Genomic DNA, 16,794 nt, shown 5'->3' on the forward strand with positions numbered 1-16,794 from the left:
TCAGGCCCCCGCGCTCATCAGGACGCCGTTGAGGGACACGCACTGCGCGAACCGGTCCGGGTCGAGCATCTCCAGTACCGGCGGCCGGGCACCGCTCAGGCGCTCGGGGTCGAGCCCGTCGGCGAGCACCGCCTCCAGGTCGTCGAGTGCCGGTGACTCCAGCCCGGTGAGGAACTGCCACAGTGAGGTCGAGAAGCGCGGCATCAGCGGCAGAGCCAGGTGCGACAGTCCGATGAGGAACACAGCCGCTCCAGCGGGGGTGGCGCGCAGCTGCTCACCATGGTCGAGCCACTCCCTGAGCACCCGGTGGGCGCCGGTGACGCTGTGGCCGTCCAGGTCCAGCGCGCTGCACAGGCGCTCCAGGTGCCCGGCAAGGAAGGCGCGGTCCCAGCGGCTCGGCATGACGCGCCGGTCGCCGATGACGCCCAGGGCCTCGGTGACACCGCTGTTGATCTCCAGGGCCGTCTCGTTGTGGAACGAGACGAACTCCTCGGGGTCGAAGTTCGCGGACTCGAACTCCGGGTTGCGGAAGCACAGGTACAGGCGCGCCAGGTCGGGGTCCGAGCCGCCGGTCCCGATCAGGTCCCCCGCCCAGATCACATGGCGGCGGCTGGTGGAGAACTTCGCCCCCGCGAGCCGGTAGAAGTAGTTGATCAGGTAGTGATCGATGGCCTTGAACTTCTCCTGGCCCAGGATCGCGCCCAGCCCGCCCACGAGGTAGGGGAGCGCGTTGTCGATGCCGAACCCGACCACCGTGGTGATGTCGGAGCCCTGGGCGAGCGGGTACTCGTGCCCGGTCAGCTCGCTGTAGCGCTGCGCGGCCAGGTAGTGGCAGGCGATCTGCAGCGTGGCACCGTGCCAGATCACCTGGTCCTCGGTGAGGCCCTCATCCGTACGGGGGACACCCCACCTGCTGGGCACGGTCAGCCGCACGTCGGTGCCGTTGCGCTCCAGGTAGCGGTCGAGCAGCGCGAGGAAGTCGCTGCGGACACCGGCCGCTTCGGCCGCTGCCCGTACCCGGGCCGGCCCGTCGGCGAGCTCCAGGTGCATCACCTGTACGTCGTCGAAGACGAGCTCGCCGTCGAAGTGCGCGGTGCGGACGTCGAGGACCTGGTCCGGGGCGTGCAGCCCGCCACAGCCCTCGCACGAGTAGCCCGTCATGCCCTCGCCGCAGTCCGGGCATCGTCCCTGGTGCCATCCGCTGCTGACGATGTCGCCGACCTGAGGCCCGGTGGCCGGCGCGGCGGAGCCGTCCGCGATCGCGGTCAGGCGGGGCATCCGGTCGGTGCGCATCCGGGTGCTGCCGGCCGCCACGACCTCGTCGAGGATGGCGTGGTTGACCTCGGCGTAGCGTTCGGCCCACTCGGGGCTCAGCGGGTCGATGAAGTCGTCGTACTCGAGCAGCAGCGCGGCGAAGTCGCCCCGAATCTGTTCGTGGTAGTCACGGGCCACCTCGGCCGAGCTACGACCCTCCAGGTGGCCCCGGATCGCGACGTGGGACTCGTGGGAGTCGCTGGTAGCGACCATCGCCACGTCGGCTCCACTCCACCGCAGGTACCGCTTGAGCACGTCCATGCGCAGCAGCGGGCCGGCGATGTGACCCAGATGTGCACGGCCGTTGGGCACCAGGCACACCGGGGCGAGGAAGTACCGCTCGCCAGACCGGGAAATTCCGCGCAGGCGTGCGGAAGGGCAGTTCATAATGGCAGATTCCTCAAATGCCGAGACTTCGGAGGGAATTGAGCGATGCGCTCTGCCGAGGACTCTGCCGAAGAGGGATACGGCGTGTCGAGTGGTTGCCGGTTCACCTAAAGGCCATGGCAGGGGGCTGCCAGTCGGACCCGCCGGAGACACGTTCGGCGCCCCCGGAACGGAGGCGCCGAACGCGTCTGGACGAACAGGTACCGAGAAGATCAGAGGCCAGGTGCCATGTCGTAGGTCACCCACATGGTCCGTGTCGCGACCTGGTCGTACTTGGAGCGCGCCCGATGGTTGTCGTCGGCGGTGATCCACCGGACCACACTCCAGCCGCGCTCCCGGGCGATCTCCCGCAGGGCGGCGAGCAGCAGGTCCGCGGCGCCCGAACCACGGCTCTCGGGTGCCACGAACAGGTCGTCGAGGAAGCCACCGACCGTCGCGGACAGCGGCCGGGCGAACGGACGGTAGTGGGCCAGGCCGACGAGCCGGCCGTCGGCGTCCTCGGCCACGAGCGCGTTGACCTCATGGGCGGTGTCGTTCACCCACGACCAGACCGTCGCGGCGGCTTCCTCGGTCTGCTCGACCTTGTAGAAATCCGCATACCCGCGGTAAAGGGCGCGCCACTGCGGGAAATCCTCGGGCCGGACGGCGCGGACGGTGATCTGAGATATGTGAATCACTCCCATGGTCGGAAATGTGGAACAGCGTGGACGGAATGGAATTAATGGCGGCGAGAGCCGCTGCGTGCTGAGCGTGTTGTTCGACGAGGGCGTTGTGGCGGCGGGACTGTCCGCCGTCAGTAACTTCGGAGCAGGCCCAGTTCGGCCGCCCGCAGGCCCGCCTGGAACCGGCTCCTTGCTCCCAGCCGTTCCATCACCTTGGCCGTGATGCGGCGCGTCGTCCGCACGGACACCCCGAGCCGCACCGCCACCGCCTCGTCCGTGAGCCCCAGGCCGAGGAGCCTGAGGATCTCCAGCTCCTGCCGGCCGAACTGCTCGCCGTCCTCGGGCAAGGAGTCGAGCAGGGGCGTCCCCGTCACCCAGAGGTGCTCGAAGAGCGCGCAGAGCGCCGCCACGACCCCCGGCCCGTGGAGCAGCACCGCGCCCTCCTCGCTGCGGTCCGGGTTGGCGGGTACCAGCGCGAACTTCCGGTCCGCGATGATCATACGCAGGGGCAGTGTGGCGGTGGTACGAGTCTGGCCGCCGTGGGCATTGAGCCACGTGGCGTAGGCGACGCTGGGAGCGTGACCGCGGACGCTGTCGACGTACAGCGTCCGCATGCGCACTCCGCGCCCGAGCAGTCGTTCGTCCAGGGGCCGGGCCGCGTTGAGGTTCTCCTCGCTCTGGGCCCTGCCCGGACAGAAGGCCAGTAGTTCGTCGCGCACGTCCTCGGTGAGCTTGGTCAGCCGCTCCCGTACCGCTTCCACGCCGTCGAGATGCTCGATGTAGGGGTCGGCGGCGGGCCGGTGCAAGTGGGCGAACTTCGCGATCAGCGCCGCAGCGGCCGCCCTGCTCCGCTCGATCTGGTGCTGTCGTTCCATCAGCTCCGCCTGCTGTCGCGCGAGCAGGGCCTCGAGCCCGTACTCGGGGCTGACCGGGCGCACCGGACTGTCCTCGTCCACGGGTACGCGGAGCAACGACAGCGCGGCCAACCGGTCCATGGCCTCGCGCACCTTGTTCGGGCTGGCGCCGGCCAGACGCGCTATGCCCTCCACATTGATGCCGGGGTCGGCCAGCATCAACTGATAGGTGCGTTCCGAGAGTTCGTCGAGGCCAAGTGTTTCAAGCATGCATTCCCCCTTTGTGCGGGGACTGATTATCCTGCAGACGGATGCGGGGTAAACATGCCGTCGTGTCGAAAGCCGGGGCCACGGGGGCTCCAATGGGGACAGATAGCGGTTAACGGCAGCGGCTGCCGGTGACGCGGACCGAGTCGCCCCTCGTAGTACTCGCTCACGATCCCCGGCCAGAGCGTACGAACCGCCCACGGTGCGGTGATCAGGGCGCGGCATGCCGAGCTGACCCGGGCCTCCGCCAGTTCGAGCGTGGGCGCCCGGACGAACAGGGTGAGCGTTGCGGTTCCGGACCGCCATCCCGGATCCCCGGTCACGTGTTCGATGCAGGCCTCGGTCAGGACGGGGCCGTGCCGTGCGGATGCGGCCAACGGCGGGCCGTCGGGGGGTGCGGAGACTGCCCGCAGCCGCACATGGATCAGGAACAAGGCGGTTGCACTCCTCCGAGTCGAAGCGGCGCGCGGTGCGGCGCCATCGGAAAGCCTGCGTGCTTCTGGCGCTTCCTGTCGATGGCCGGACCGGTCACCTTCATGACAGTGACAGCACCGTGCCAGCGGTCCCCTGGCAGGGTCCTGCCGGGTCATCAGGCTGCCAGGCGATCTTGATGGCCGGGGCGCCGTCGGTCGTCCAGTATGTGGACGCCCTTCATCTGCGCGATTCTTCTGGAGCTTCTTGTGAACCGCCTCGCCCTGCTCGTCTGTGCAGCCCTCGCCTCCGCGGCTACCCTCGCCGGTGCGTGGGGCGCCCACACCGCCCTGTCCGCCAACGGCAGGTCCGCGACGTACGTGGTGGCGCACTCGGCCGGCTGGCAGTGACGGTCCCACCCCGACCGGCTGCTGTTCCGGGTGGCGTCACGCGCAGACGGTGACTGGGGACCACATGCGCGGCGATCACCGCACCCGGACTCAGTCGGGTGCCGCTGCGCGCACGTGACTGTTCCTCCGAGGCGACGTCCGGAGTGGGCCGGAACCAGGCGACGGTGCGGTCGGAGTGGTACCACACCGGGTCGTGGTCGGGGCCGAGAGCTGTGGAGCGGACCGCGCCGGTGCGGGCCACAGCAGTCAGCCCCTCGAAGGCCCGAACGCACCCGCGTCCAGGCCGGGGTACTCGCGGGCGGGCGGCCCGAGACGGACCGGCTTGGAACGCAAGGCCGACAGCGACTGCCTGACCGCGGTGTTGACCTCGGCCCTGTTGCACCACCTGCCCCAGGACGCGTTCCCGCTGGTGAAGGTCGTCGAGGGTCAGGTACTGATCCATCAGCCGGTCCATCTCCTCGCGCGCACGGCGTTGCCGCACCAGGATGCTGCTGCTTCCCCGAGCTGATCGACGGTCTGGTCCTTGATGGTCTTCGATCTGGCCGCCAATGCTCCCTGAAACGTTACGCTCCGGCTGGGCAAATATCTGTGCCCGCGAGCTGAGATTTCAACGGAACAGGCAGACAGATTCTCTACCGCTTTAAGTGGAGTGGGATTCTTCGCCGTACACAGGCCGCTGCGGCGTGCTACTGTCGATCTCAGTTGCAGTTGTGGTTCCCAAAACTCCAAGTGTCCTCCGGGCGGCGCCTGTGCCGTTGGAAGCGCTTTTGTTATCCGGTCTTTTTCCGGACGGGCTGATCATCGCGGCGACACGGGGTCCGCGCAGTGCGGATCCCGATGCACTGCCCCAAAGGAGAAATGACATGGCTGCTGGCACCGTGAAGTGGTTCAACGCGGAAAAGGGCTTCGGCTTCATCGAGCAGGACGGTGGCGGCGCTGATGTGTTCGCCCACTACTCGAACATCGCCGCCCAGGGTTTCCGCGAGCTGCTGGAGGGCCAGAAGGTGACCTTCGACATCGCTCAGGGCCAGAAGGGCCCGACGGCCGAGAACATCGTTCTCGCCTGACGCCGACTGTCGCGTACTTGTAGCTGGGGCCCGCGTCCTTCGGGGTGCGGGCCCCAGCTGCTCGCATTTTCCCGCAGTGGTCTTGCCTGCGGACGACAAGCAGGAAACCCGTAGGCTCACCGCATACGGAGCATCCTTCAGGGGTGCACGCATCCCTTCATGGGCTTCATAGCAGCGGACGCCCGGACATTGCGTCCGCTTCGCGCCACTCATTCCAGCGCCTGTGCCCGCACGGATTTTCCGTCGGCCAGATTCGCTCTCGCATCCCACCGGTCCATTCTTGCAATTCTCTCTGCTGCTCATTGCTGCGGGAATTCCTTGATATGTGCCGTATCGAGGAAGGTTCCGCATGAACCGCACACGCACGAACGACCGCTTCGCCCGCACCCGTAACGGCAGTACCGACTCCGGCAGGGGCGGCAGCCGATTCGGCTCGTCGGCCAGGAGCCGCTCCGGCGGGCTGAGCCGCTCCGGTGGTTACGGCCGCGGGCCCGCCGCGGTCCAGGGGGAGTTCGCGCTGCCCAGGACGATCACACCCGCGCTTCCCGCCGCAAAGGGCTTCGCCGATCTCGACATGCCCGGGGCACTGCTGGCTGCGCTCGGCTCACAAGGCGTGACCGTGCCCTTTCCGATCCAGGCCGCGACCCTGCCGAATTCCCTCGCCGGCCGGGACGTACTGGGCCGTGGCCGCACCGGCTCCGGCAAGACCCTCGCTTTCGGGCTGGCGCTGCTGGCCCGTACGGCCGGGCAGCGCGCCGAGGCCAGGCAGCCGCTGGGGCTGATCCTCGTACCCACGCGTGAACTGGCGCAGCAGGTCACCGACGCGCTCGCCCCGTACGCCCGCTCCGTGAGGCTGCGGCTGGCCACGGTGGTGGGCGGAATGCCGATCGGCAGGCAGACGAGCGCGCTGCGCGGTGGCGCCGAGGTCGTCGTCGCCACGCCGGGACGCCTCAAAGACCTCATCGATCGTGGCGAGTGCCGGCTGAACCAGGTTTCCATCACCGTCCTCGACGAGGCCGACCAGATGGCCGACATGGGCTTCATGCCGCAGGTCACCGCCCTCCTCGACCAGGTCCGCCCCGAAGGGCAGCGCATGCTGTTCTCCGCCACTCTCGACCGCAACGTCGACCTGCTCGTGCGCCGCTACCTCAGCGACCCCGTCGTGCACTCCGTCGACCCCTCGGCCGGCGCGGTCACGACGATGGAGCACCACGTGCTCCACGTTCACGGCGCCGACAAGCACACGGCCACCACCCAGATTGCCGCACGCGACGGCCGCGTGATCATGTTCCTCGACACCAAGCACGCCGTCGACGGCCTCACCGAGCACCTCCTGAACAACGGGGTACGGGCCGCCGCCCTGCACGGCGGGAAGTCCCAGCCGCAGCGCACCCGCACGCTGGCACAGTTCAAGAGCGGGCACGTCAACGTACTGGTAGCGACCAATGTTGCGGCGCGCGGCATCCACGTCGACAACCTCGACCTGGTCGTCAACGTCGACCCGCCGACCGACCACAAGGACTACCTCCACCGCGGCGGCCGTACCGCCCGCGCAGGAGAGTCCGGCAGTGTCGTCACCCTGGCCACCCCCAACCAGCGCCACGCCCTGACTCGCCTCATGGCAGCGGCCGGCATCGTCCCGCAGACCACCCGGGTCCGCGCCGGCGAAGAGGCTCTGCACCGCATCACCGGCGCCCAGGCACCCTCCGGCATCCCGGTCGTCATCACCGCACCGGTGGTCGAACGCCCCAAGAAGCGCGGCGCCACCTCACGCGGCCGACGCCGCCCCGTCTCGGCGGCCCGCCGTGCGCCCGTACGGCAGTCCACCGCGGGTGCGGCTGCATAGGCCTTCGTGATCAGGAAGCCCGCCAACTCCGCAGGAGGCACCCTTTGACGCTGGACCAGACGCAGTTCCGCCCGGCGAGTGCCCACCCCGTGCACGGCACGGTGGCCGACACCATGGACACGGCCGGACCGCAGGTCTGGGAGGACATGACCGTGGAGGTGGCACTGTCCGTGATGACCGCCGCCCGTACAGGTCATCTGGCGGTCTGCGACGAGGACGGTCTGCGCACCGGCCTGGTCACCCGGGCCGGGCTCACGGCCGTTCGTGACGGCTCCGGATACACGGACCGGATCCGCCTGCGGGACATCGCCGACGTCATCGGGCCCTTCGCCCCGCCGCTGACCACTGGGGCCGAAGCCGAACGTGCGATGCGCTGCCGCTGGCTCGGGGCCGCACCCGTGGCCGACGAACACGGCAACGCTCTGAGCGCCTTCGCCCTTTCCCGCTGAACCGCCCTCACCCCACCCGGCCCCGTCTTCTCGTCTCCCTGGAGGCATCATGCGCTGTGTCATCGCCCGCTTCCCGTTCGACCTGACCAAGAGCGGCGTGGTGGAATCGATGAAGGGCGTCAGACCCGAGCCGGTCACCGGTGAGTTTGTCATCATCGGACGACGCCACTACCCCGCCAAGCAGGTCGGCCAGGTCATCACCCGCCAGGACCGCCGTGATTTCAGCACCGGCGAAGTCCTCAGGGCCATGACCCAACTCGGCTTCACCTGCCGCACCCGCCCCGCCGCCGCAACCGCGCCCATGGCCGGCCCGTACCAGAGGGCGTCCGCAACGCTCGGTGCTCCGCCTGCCCGCCTGACATACGGACAGGTGTGAGCCGAACCGAGCAGTGAGGCCCGACCGGCGTGTGCCGGGCGGGCCTCACTGTGTGCCGTGTCCTGGTGCGTCAGTGGCCGGAGTAGCTGAAGTCGCCCATGGTCCAGGCACTGACGTCCTCGATCGCAACGCGGTACATCCCGCCCGTCTCCGGAACTCCCACGACGCCGTGCTGGATCCGGGCGACGTGGAAATGCAGATGGGCATTGGACGGCGTAGACCACCGCGCCCGCGCTGTATAGGAGACCGCCGGTCACTGTCAGGGTGACCACGGCCGCACAGGGACCATCGCGGCAGCCATGATGTGATCCGCCGGGGAGACCGGCTACGGCGTCCCCAGACACCACTTCCCGTCCTGTCTCGTTCTTCTGGGCATCATCGGCAACCATGATCATGCCAAGAGCCTGCCCGTGACAGCGTCCCTCGAGGTCGGTCTCGCCACCAACTGGGCCTGCGGAAGCCGTGTAAGCCGCCTGGCCATGGGAAGGACCAAGGTTTCCGAGCGCGTATCTCCGCCCACCTACGCCCAAGGACCGCCGATGCTTCCCGAGTTCCCCTCCCACGCATCCGCCCGCCTCGCAGATCAGCTGGAACAAAGATTGGGGCTGCCCTCACAATTCGAAACCGGCCGTTTCGACGTGGAGCGTGTCGCCGGCATAGCGGTCCTCGCGGCGGCCCACTCCGATGGCTACGCGGCCACCGCGCATCTCCTCGGACTGCTGGCCGCGCTCCCCGCCCCCACCGACGCAGGAGAATCCTTTTGGTCGAACCTGTGGAGATCCTCGGGCACCGCCTACCTGCTGCCGACCAATATCAAGGACCTGGTGCTGCGTTCGCTGGCCGGAGAGGGAACCGGTCTGGCCGGACAGATCCTCTCGGCCGTAGACGAGATGACGCCTCCCCAGCGCGTTGCGGCCGCAGAGGTGATCGGCCAGGCGCTCGCCGAGTCCGACCACCTCCCTGATCTCAAAACACAGGTCATCGGCGAACTGTGGCTCCGGGACCTGGAACTCACCGCCTGGCGCGTTCTTCACGCGGGCCACAAGGCGCCCGATGCGGCCGGACGTAACGCCTTCGTCGAAGCATGGACGAGTGTCTGACTCCGGCCGAGCCGGCACACGCAAGCATCCGAATTCATTCGGGACGTTCGAGCAGTGACCTGTGATCGAACGAATCCTGGCACGACTCGGACGGTGGTGGGACGCGTCGGTCAGTTGGTCCTTGCCGAGAGGACGGGTTCGTAATGGCACGGCTGCGGCCCGTGGGCGCACGGGCTCGCCACACTGTCCTGGTTCCTGAGCACCGACGGTGGCACTGTGCTGACCTGCGCACAGGGGGCCGGTGACGCCGCCTACGACCCGTACCTGCGGGGCAGCGGCTTGACAGCCGCACTCGCGGGGCCGTCTCGATACCGCCGGTACCTCGGTCTCGTGGTGACCGCACCTGGATCAGTGGAACGTTGCGGCGCCGCGGAGCCTTCCGCGGGCTTGGACCTGGCCAGCCACAGGCCGGTGAACACGGCCGTGGCCAAAGTGACGGCGCCGGCAACGAGGAAGGCGCTGTTGAGGCCGGTCGCGAAGGAGGCGCCGCCGGATTGCCGGATGCGGACGACGGCTCCGAGTACCGCCACGCCGAGCACCGCGCCGATCTGCCGGGTGGTGCTGCTGATGCCTGAGGCGAGGCCGCCTTCCTGCGGGCTGACTGCTTGGATGGCGGCGCCTGTCAGTGGGGACAGGGCCAGTGCGAAGCCGATGCCGGCGAGTCCCAGCCGCCACCACACGTTTCCGTAGCCGGTGTCGGCGTGCACCATGCCGAGCGCCAGCAGTCCGAGGCCGGCCAGGGCCAGGCCGGTGGTGACCACGATTCGGAAGCCGTACCGGGCGGCGAGTCGGCCCGCGTGCGGGCTGACGATCACCATGGCGAGGGATACCGGCAGGGTCTGCAGGCCGGCGCGCAGGATCGAGCTGCCCTGGACGTACACGAAGAACTGGGAGAAGAAGAACGACGAGCCCATGAGCGCGAATCCCACCACGACCATGGCGGTGTTGGACACGGTGAACAGGCGCTGCCGGAACAGCCGCAGCGGCAGCATCGGAGCGGAGCGACGGGCTTCGACGGCGACGAAGGCGGCGAGGAGGATCACCGCGGCGGCGAAGCTGCCCAGGATGACCGGTGAGGTCCAGCCGCGGGCGCCGCCCTCGATCAGCCCGTAGGTCAGTACGCCCACCGCCAGAACGGACAGCACCGTGCCCGGGATGTCGATCCCGGGGGCGCTCGGGTTGCGGGACTCGCCGAGGTGGCGCAGGCCGACCAGCAGCAGGACCACGCCGATGGGCAGATTGACCAGGAAGATGGCGGGCCAGCCGAAGGCTTGTGTCAGCACGCCGCCGGCCACGGGGCCTGCGGCCAGACCGATTCCGCTGAGTCCGGCCCACAGCCCGATCGCCTTGATTCGTTCTTGCGGCGTGGGATAGGCGGCGGCGAGCAGGGCGAGCGAGGCAGGGCTCAGCGCCGCGGCCCCGATGCCCTGCAGCACCCGGCCGGCGACCAGCCAGCCGAGCGAGGGCGCGAGGCTGCACAGCAGCGACGCGGCGGTGAACACCGCCACCCCGGTCAGGTACACCCGCTTGCGGCCGAAACGGTCGGCGAAGACACCGCCGGACAACAGCAGCATGGCGACCAGCAGTACGTACGCGTCGACGATCCATTGCAGTCCGGTCAGCTGAGTGTGCAGCCGGTGCTGCATATCGGGCAGTGCCGCTCCAACGATTGTGTTGTCGAGCAGGACCATGAATTGGCCTAGGCAGGTCACCGTGAGCGGCACGGCCCGGTTTGATCGACTGCCTACGGTCGTATGCGATGCGGCTATGGGATCCCCCTCAATCGTTGGTTGCGCCATGTCGCGGTCGAAGCGGGTGGCGATACACCTGAGTGCCCTAAAGCAGGCAGCGACTGCGTTAGATGACTATAGGGAAGATCGCCTCGCAAACGCAAGTCTCGACTGCGTTAAGCTGGGGGGCATGAACGAGCGACAGCGAGCCCGGCGGCCCGGCGGGCGCAGCGCCCGCGTCGGCGCGCAGGTGCACCAGGCCGTCACCGACCTGATCAGTGAGCGCGGCTACGGCAACTTCACCGTCGGCGAGGTCGCAGCCCGCGCAGGCGTAGCCGACAGCAGCATCTACCGCCGGTGGGGCAGCCTGGAAACCCTGCTCACTGACGTGGCGCTCACCCGCCTCAATGCGCAGTCGCCGATGCCCGACACCGGGAGCCTCGCCGGCGACCTGCGCACCTACGCGGCCCAAGTGGCCCGCGAGATCACCGGACCCGACGGTCCGGCGGTGCTGCATCTGGCCGTCGCACTGTCGAGCCGCGGTCAGCAGGGCCTGCAGGCTGGTGCCGACCTCCGCGCCGAACGCACCCGGCAACTGCAGTCCATGCTCGATCGCGCCCGCGACCGTGGCGAGCACGCACCCGACGCGTTCGAGGTGCTGGACCACATCCTGGCCCCGATGTATATCCGCGTCCTGTTCGGCATTGTGCCGCTCACCCCGGACTACATCGACGGGCTGGTCGACCGATTGCTGTGACCTCAACCCGGTTCCCGCGATCGGCCCTCGGACGCGGTGCCAGGGCTCCGCGAGGTGCTCGCCGACACACGCCCGGCCGGCTCAGGCATCCGGCCCTTGGCCGGCTCACGCGGCCTGGCTGAATCCGTCGGTCGGCGGGCCGTCGCCGCGGATCAGAGTGAAGTCGACGTCCAGGTGCGGGGCGTAGGCGTCGATCCAGCTTGCGTATGCTCCGACGCACGTGAGTCCATTCTGACGGCCGGAGAGGTGGTGCGGGCCATGATGTGAGGATGGAGGTCTGGAGCGCGCGAGGCGGATCCCTCGGAGTGATCTGGTTTGCCGCAGTCTGTTCCGCCCTGAGCAGCACGGACTAAAGGTGTCGGCCTGAGCGAGCCGCAGAAAAGGCCAGGTCAGAGGCGCAGTGCGTGGCGATTCTGGAGCCCGCAGCAAAGGACCTCTGATCAGTAGGCGTGCCGGTCGGGCTTCGTCTCCCAGGCTTCGTATGCGCTCGCGCCCAGTTCCGGGTGGATCTGCTCGATGTGGATCCGGCGCCGGTCCCACGGCTTCTGGAAGTCCTCGTACTGGAAGGCGTCATCGAAGCCGATCTTCGCCGTGGCGTCCAGGTCGCAGCTGAAGTAGACGTTGTCGATGCGCGACCAGTAGATGGCGCTCATGCACATGGGGCACGGTGCGCCACTGATGTAGATCGAGCAGCCCTGGAGCATCCGGGCCCGTTCCGGGACCGGGTCGGGGGAGCCTTCGGGGCGCGGCACGTATTCCAGGGTGCCCTCGTTCTGGTGCTCTTCCGAGATGGTGGGCGCCTCCTCGTTGAGGAGCTGGGACGCCTTGCGGATGGTCTCTATCTCGGCATGCGCGGTCGGGTCGCCGGTCAGGAGGACACGGTTCTGGCCGCGGGCGATGATCTCGCCGTCCCGGGTGAGCACGGCGCCGAACGGACCGCCCCAGCCGTGCTCCACCGACTCCGTGGCCAGCCGTACCGCTTCCGTCAGGAACTCCTTGTGACCCATGACGACCTCCACTCCGCACCGGCTCGGGTATTCGGCTCGATTACACAGGGTTCCAATGGATTGATGGTATTTGCTCCATTTGTCTCATAAGTCCCTTTGTGGCTACGCTACTCCGTATGAGCACCAGCGCAAACCGCGGCCATGGTGCGGCCGGAGCAACCGTGGTGACCTCGCAGAAGGTCGTCCCCGGTCGCGAGGAGGACTACAAGCGCTGGCAGGAACAGGTGAACCGGGCCGTACGGGCCTTCGACGGCTTCGAGGGAACGGAGCTCTACCCGCCCGACTCCGCCGAGGACAACGAGTGGGTCGTGGTGTTCCGCTTCTCGGACGTCGACCGGTTGAGCGCCTGGCTTGAATCGGCAAGGCGCCGAGAACTCCTCGATGACAGCCGCAACTTGTTCGAGGAGGAGCCCTCCCAGGAGGTTCTGCGCGGAGGGCAACCGGCTCAGGAAGCCGTGACGGCCGTAATCTCCCACACGGTGCGGCCAGGTCGCGAGCAGGACTTCGAGCGCTGGCAGGAAAAGGTCCTGAGGGCCCAGCAGAAGTACCGGGGCTTCATGGGATCCGAACTCTTCGCACCCGTCGAAGGCATCCAGGACCGCTGGGTCGCTGTGTTCCGGTTCGACACCCGCGAACACCTCGACCAGTGGCTGAAGTCGGATGTCCGCAGGAAACTGCTGGACGAGGGGCGCGACTACTTCGCCGACTACGACGTGCGCCAGATCGGGTCGGCCTTCAGCGGATGGTTCCGCTTCGGTGAAGGGGAGCAGGCGGGTGTCCCGCCCAACTGGAAGCAGGCCATGTCCGTTCTTCTCGCGCTCTACCCCACCGTCATGGTGCTCAACCTCACCGTAGGCCGCGCCTTCACACATGCCGGCGTTGCGGGATACCTCGGCCTTTTCATCTCGAACGTCCTGAGCGTTTCGATTCTGACCTGGCTTCTGATGCCACTGGTCGTCAACCGCGCTCTGGCCTTCTGGCTGGCACCCGACCGACCGCATTCGCGCCGCACCGACCTGGTGGGTACGGCCGTGGTGGCGGTGTGTTACGCGGCGCTCCTCGCGGTTTTCCGTCTCACCGGCTGAGTGTCTCACCGTCAGGCGTATCATCCGCCGTCAACCGCCAAAGTGAATCAGCGGCTTGATGATGCCATCGGCCCCGATCTCCATCATCCGGAATGCCCTTTCGACCTCGCCGAAGCCGAACGCATGGGTCGTCATCGGGGTGGGGTCCACCCTGCCGTGCTCCATCAGCCGGAAGATCCGCCTCAGGCGCTCCCTGCCCCCTCGGTTCAGCCCACCGTGGACATGCTTGTCGGACATCCCGTATCCGAAGGGCTCCAGCGGGATCCTCAGTGGTTCAGGCACCTCGCCGTGGTAGCCGACATTGGAGATGTGGCCGCCCGGCTTGGTGACGCGGAACGTCGCCTCCCAGGTACCCGGTGTGCCCAGCGCCTCGATGGCCGCGTCCACACCCTGCTCGTCCGTCAGTTCAAGGATTCGCTCGACGGGATCGCAGCGTGTGTGATCGACGATCACATCGGCGCCGAAGTGACGGGCCAGTTCCTGACGCTCGGGCCGCGATTCGACGGCGATGATGAATCCGGCGCCGCGCAGCCGGCACCCGATGGTGGCCGAAAGTCCCACTGCTCCCTGAGCGAAGACGGCGACGGTCTGCCCGAAGTCGAGCTCAGCGTGTTCGGCGGCGACGAATCCGGTCGACAGCATGTCCGTCGCGTACAAAGCCTGGTGGTCGGACAGTGTCTCGGGAATCGGAGCGAGATTCGCCAGTGCGTCGTTCACCAGGAAGTACTCCGCCAGGTTGCCGTCCCGCTGCACGGTGAACCTGGCTCCACCCATCATTCTGCCTCCGCACTGCGAGGACAGACCGCGCTGACAGAATTCGCACCGAAAGCAGGGCGTGACTCCGCCCACCGCCACGCGTTCACCTTCGGTCAGTCCTTCCACCGCGGAGCCGAGCGCATGGATCGTTCCCACCGCCTCGTGTCCCAGGGTGACATCGGAGGCGACCGGGATCGCTCCCCTTACCGTATGGACGTCGGAACTGCAGATCATCGCGGTGGTCGTACGCACCACGGCCTCATTCGGGCCCGGTTCCGGAACGCGTTTGTCGACTACGGCGACCTCGCCGACGTTCCTCATGACGAAGCATTTCATGGTGTCTGTGGGCAATCCCTGCCGGCCACGAGTCGTTCCCCTGCGGGCCGCGCGGTAAGCTGTAAAGGCCTGAACCGGCCTGGCTCATCACTGGATGGCGACGTGCTTTCAGCGTCGTGTACAACGGCGGTCTCCGCAACTCCTCCGCTCGAGGGCGTGCAGACCGCGCGGGTGCCGGGGCAAGGAGTGCGGGATGAGCCGCTACACGCAGATGCACGGTCTCGGGGAACTGTCGGTACGGCGGAACGACGCCGGTTACGAAGACATCCGCAGGGCCGTCGTGTGGAACGCGTTCGCACCGGCGCGGTTCCCGGACGTCATCGTTCGCGCGGCGTCGGCCGGTGATGTCAGGGAAGCGGTGCGCCTGGCCCGGTCCCAGGGCCTCCAGATCGCCATACGGTCGGGGGGACACAGCTGGTGCGGGTCGCCCCTGCGCGACGGGGGCATGCTCATCGACCTGTCCGGGCTGCGCGGCTGCGCCGTCGACCCGGCCTTGGGGACGGCGACGGTGCAGCCCGGCGTCACAGGCGTGCAGCTCACCTCGGAACTCGGCCGTCACGGACTCGCTTTCCCCACAGGGCACTGCGGGTCCGTCGCCGTCGGCGGATACCTCCTCAGTGGAGGGCTCGGCTGGAATTCCGGGGCCCGCGGGCCGGCGTGCGCCAGTGTCGAGCAGATAGAAGCCGTGACCGCGGACGGGGAGCCGGTCACCTGCAGCGAGAGCGAGCACAGGGACCTGTTCTGGGCGGCCCGGGGAGCGGGCCCCGGATTCTTCGCCGCGGTCACCGCCTTCCGCCTCAGGCTGTATCCCCGCCCCGGCGCGATCACGAGCACCAGCTGGGCCTGCTCCCTCGCGAACGTCACCGAGGTGACGCACTGGGCCACCGAGCTGGCCGCAGGGCTCTCCCCGAACGTCGAGTTGAGCTTCTCTCTCGGCACGGTGGACCCCGGTACGAAGCCGGGCCTCAAAGCGGTGACCGTCACCGGCACCGCCTTCGCCGCGTCGCGGCAGGAAGCAACCGAGTTCCTCCGGCCGCTGCGCGACTGTCCGCTGCGCCAGAGCTCCCTCTCCCATCGACTGGACGAGCCGACGACGTTCGAGGCCCTGTACGACTCCTCCGCCGCCCTGTGGCCTCCGCAACTCCGCTATGCAGCGGACACCCTGTGGTCGGACGCCGACTTCCCCACACTGCTCAGCGAGCTCGCGGATGTCGTGGACTCGGCCCCTTCGAACAGATCGCTGGTCCTCGCACCGTTCTCGCCGGCAGGCCGGCCGCCGCCCGACATGGCCTTCTCCGTGCTCGGGGAGAGCTATGTCGTTCCCTACGCCGTCTGGGACGACCCCCGCCAGGACGCCGCCAACATCGGCTGGCTGCGGGAAGCGATGCACAGGGTGGAACCCTTCGGAACGGGGCACTACATCGCCGAGGCGGACCTCACCGCGGCATCGTCCCGCGCCCGCCGCTCCTTCACCGAGGACGACTGGCAGCGCCTGCGGAACCTGAGAACGCGGTACGACCCGGACGGAGTCTTCTGCTCCTACCTGTCACCTGCCGACGTGCGGGGAGATCGTGGGTAGTTCCACAGTGACGCGGATCCCGCCGGCGGGGCGCGGGGTGAGGGTGAGCGTTCCGTCGTGTGCCTGGGTGATGGCTCTGACCATGGTCAGTTGCAGCAGGAGCGCTTGCGATCCGCTCGTGGGGGTGATGCCGCCGCGGGTCTCGATGGTGACGCCATGCTTTTCCGCGAGGGGGAGGAGGTTTCGGTGGCTTCCTCCGCCAGGAGGGACAGGTCGACCTGTTCTCGGGTGAAGGACCGCTGTTCGGCGCGGCTGAGCAGGAGCAGCGCCTCGGTGAGGTCGATCGCTCGGCTGTCGACGTCGTGGAGGCGGTCGATGATCTCGCCGGTGTCGCGGTCCGGGTCGGTGCGGGCCACGTCGAGAAGCGTCTTCGAGATCGCCGGCGGGGTGCGCAACTCGTT

16 protein-coding genes and 1 pseudogene are annotated in these 16,794 nt (G+C 68.2%); 10 read left to right on the forward strand and 7 right to left on the reverse strand.

Annotated features, from left to right (window positions below; genetic code table 11):
* The 3 genes from ACZ5NH_RS40060 to ACZ5NH_RS40070 form a co-directional block, all read right to left on the reverse strand.
* Entirely contained in the window at positions 1-1,701 is a 1,701-nt protein-coding gene (locus tag ACZ5NH_RS40060) for a class I tRNA ligase family protein (RefSeq protein WP_468782638.1), read from the reverse strand.
* Positions 1,702-1,913: 212 nt separating this feature from the next.
* Positions 1,914-2,378, reverse strand: a complete 465-nt coding sequence (locus tag ACZ5NH_RS40065) for a GNAT family N-acetyltransferase (RefSeq protein ID WP_450983394.1) — start codon at positions 2,376-2,378, stop codon at positions 1,914-1,916.
* Between the two features lie 116 nt (positions 2,379-2,494).
* Positions 2,495-3,487, reverse strand: coding sequence for a LuxR C-terminal-related transcriptional regulator (locus tag ACZ5NH_RS40070; protein ID WP_450983393.1), 993 nt, complete (start codon positions 3,485-3,487; stop codon positions 2,495-2,497).
* Positions 3,488-4,164: 677 nt separating this feature from the next.
* Between ACZ5NH_RS40070 and ACZ5NH_RS40075 the strand changes: the two genes are divergently transcribed.
* The 7 genes from ACZ5NH_RS40075 to ACZ5NH_RS40105 all read left to right on the forward strand — a co-directional run bounded on the left by ACZ5NH_RS40075 (position 4,165) and on the right by ACZ5NH_RS40105 (position 9,143).
* Entirely contained in the window at positions 4,165-4,305 is a 141-nt protein-coding gene (locus ACZ5NH_RS40075) for a hypothetical protein (protein WP_450983391.1), read from the forward strand.
* Positions 4,306-4,627: 322 nt separating this feature from the next.
* On the forward strand, positions 4,628-4,813 hold the full coding sequence (locus tag ACZ5NH_RS40080) for a hypothetical protein (RefSeq protein WP_468782641.1): 186 nt from the start codon (positions 4,628-4,630) through the stop codon (positions 4,811-4,813).
* Between the two features lie 355 nt (positions 4,814-5,168).
* A complete protein-coding gene (locus tag ACZ5NH_RS40085; protein ID WP_014145516.1) occupies positions 5,169-5,372 on the forward strand; it encodes a cold-shock protein in 204 nt (67 codons plus the stop codon).
* Between the two features lie 349 nt (positions 5,373-5,721).
* Entirely contained in the window at positions 5,722-7,218 is a 1,497-nt protein-coding gene (locus ACZ5NH_RS40090; RefSeq protein ID WP_468782643.1) for a DEAD/DEAH box helicase, read from the forward strand.
* Between the two features lie 44 nt (positions 7,219-7,262).
* A complete protein-coding gene (locus tag ACZ5NH_RS40095) occupies positions 7,263-7,667 on the forward strand; it encodes a CBS domain-containing protein (protein ID WP_468782645.1) in 405 nt (134 codons plus the stop codon).
* Between the two features lie 49 nt (positions 7,668-7,716).
* Positions 7,717-8,043, forward strand: coding sequence for an SCO5918 family protein (locus ACZ5NH_RS40100; RefSeq protein ID WP_468782647.1), 327 nt, complete (start codon positions 7,717-7,719; stop codon positions 8,041-8,043).
* Between the two features lie 539 nt (positions 8,044-8,582).
* Positions 8,583-9,143: a hypothetical protein gene (locus ACZ5NH_RS40105; protein WP_468782649.1), complete on the forward strand. Its 561-nt coding sequence runs from the start codon at positions 8,583-8,585 to the stop codon at positions 9,141-9,143.
* A 251-nt stretch (positions 9,144-9,394) separates the two neighbouring features.
* Here ACZ5NH_RS40105 and ACZ5NH_RS40110 read toward each other — a convergent pair whose 3' ends face one another.
* Positions 9,395-10,912 (reverse strand): MFS transporter, encoded by a 1,518-nt coding sequence (locus ACZ5NH_RS40110; RefSeq protein WP_468782678.1) that lies wholly within the window; start codon positions 10,910-10,912, stop codon positions 9,395-9,397.
* 151 nt (positions 10,913-11,063) lie between these two features.
* Here ACZ5NH_RS40110 and ACZ5NH_RS40115 point away from each other — a divergent pair, with 151 nt between their 5' ends.
* Positions 11,064-11,630, forward strand: a complete 567-nt coding sequence (locus tag ACZ5NH_RS40115; protein ID WP_388624784.1) for a TetR/AcrR family transcriptional regulator — start codon at positions 11,064-11,066, stop codon at positions 11,628-11,630.
* 440 nt (positions 11,631-12,070) lie between these two features.
* Here ACZ5NH_RS40115 and ACZ5NH_RS40120 read toward each other — a convergent pair whose 3' ends face one another.
* Positions 12,071-12,637: a nucleoside deaminase gene (locus ACZ5NH_RS40120; protein WP_468782651.1), complete on the reverse strand. Its 567-nt coding sequence runs from the start codon at positions 12,635-12,637 to the stop codon at positions 12,071-12,073.
* Positions 12,638-12,753: 116 nt separating this feature from the next.
* Between ACZ5NH_RS40120 and ACZ5NH_RS40125 the strand changes: the two genes are divergently transcribed.
* Positions 12,754-13,722, forward strand: a complete 969-nt coding sequence (locus ACZ5NH_RS40125) for an antibiotic biosynthesis monooxygenase (RefSeq protein ID WP_451553327.1) — start codon at positions 12,754-12,756, stop codon at positions 13,720-13,722.
* 30 nt (positions 13,723-13,752) lie between these two features.
* Here ACZ5NH_RS40125 and ACZ5NH_RS40130 read toward each other — a convergent pair whose 3' ends face one another.
* A complete protein-coding gene (locus tag ACZ5NH_RS40130) occupies positions 13,753-14,799 on the reverse strand; it encodes a zinc-binding dehydrogenase (protein ID WP_468782654.1) in 1,047 nt (348 codons plus the stop codon).
* Between the two features lie 208 nt (positions 14,800-15,007).
* On the opposite strand from ACZ5NH_RS40130, the gene ACZ5NH_RS40135 reads away from it, so the two are divergent.
* Positions 15,008-16,393, forward strand: a complete 1,386-nt coding sequence (locus ACZ5NH_RS40135) for an FAD-binding oxidoreductase (protein WP_468782656.1) — start codon at positions 15,008-15,010, stop codon at positions 16,391-16,393.
* Here ACZ5NH_RS40135 and ACZ5NH_RS40140 read toward each other — a convergent pair.
* Positions 16,361-16,794, reverse strand: a pseudogene (locus tag ACZ5NH_RS40140) (sensor histidine kinase); the annotation flags it as partial. The gene ACZ5NH_RS40135 and the pseudogene ACZ5NH_RS40140 sit on opposite strands and share 33 nt — an antisense overlap.

The sequence above is a fragment of the Streptomyces sp. NPDC031426 genome, from assembly GCF_055581585.1.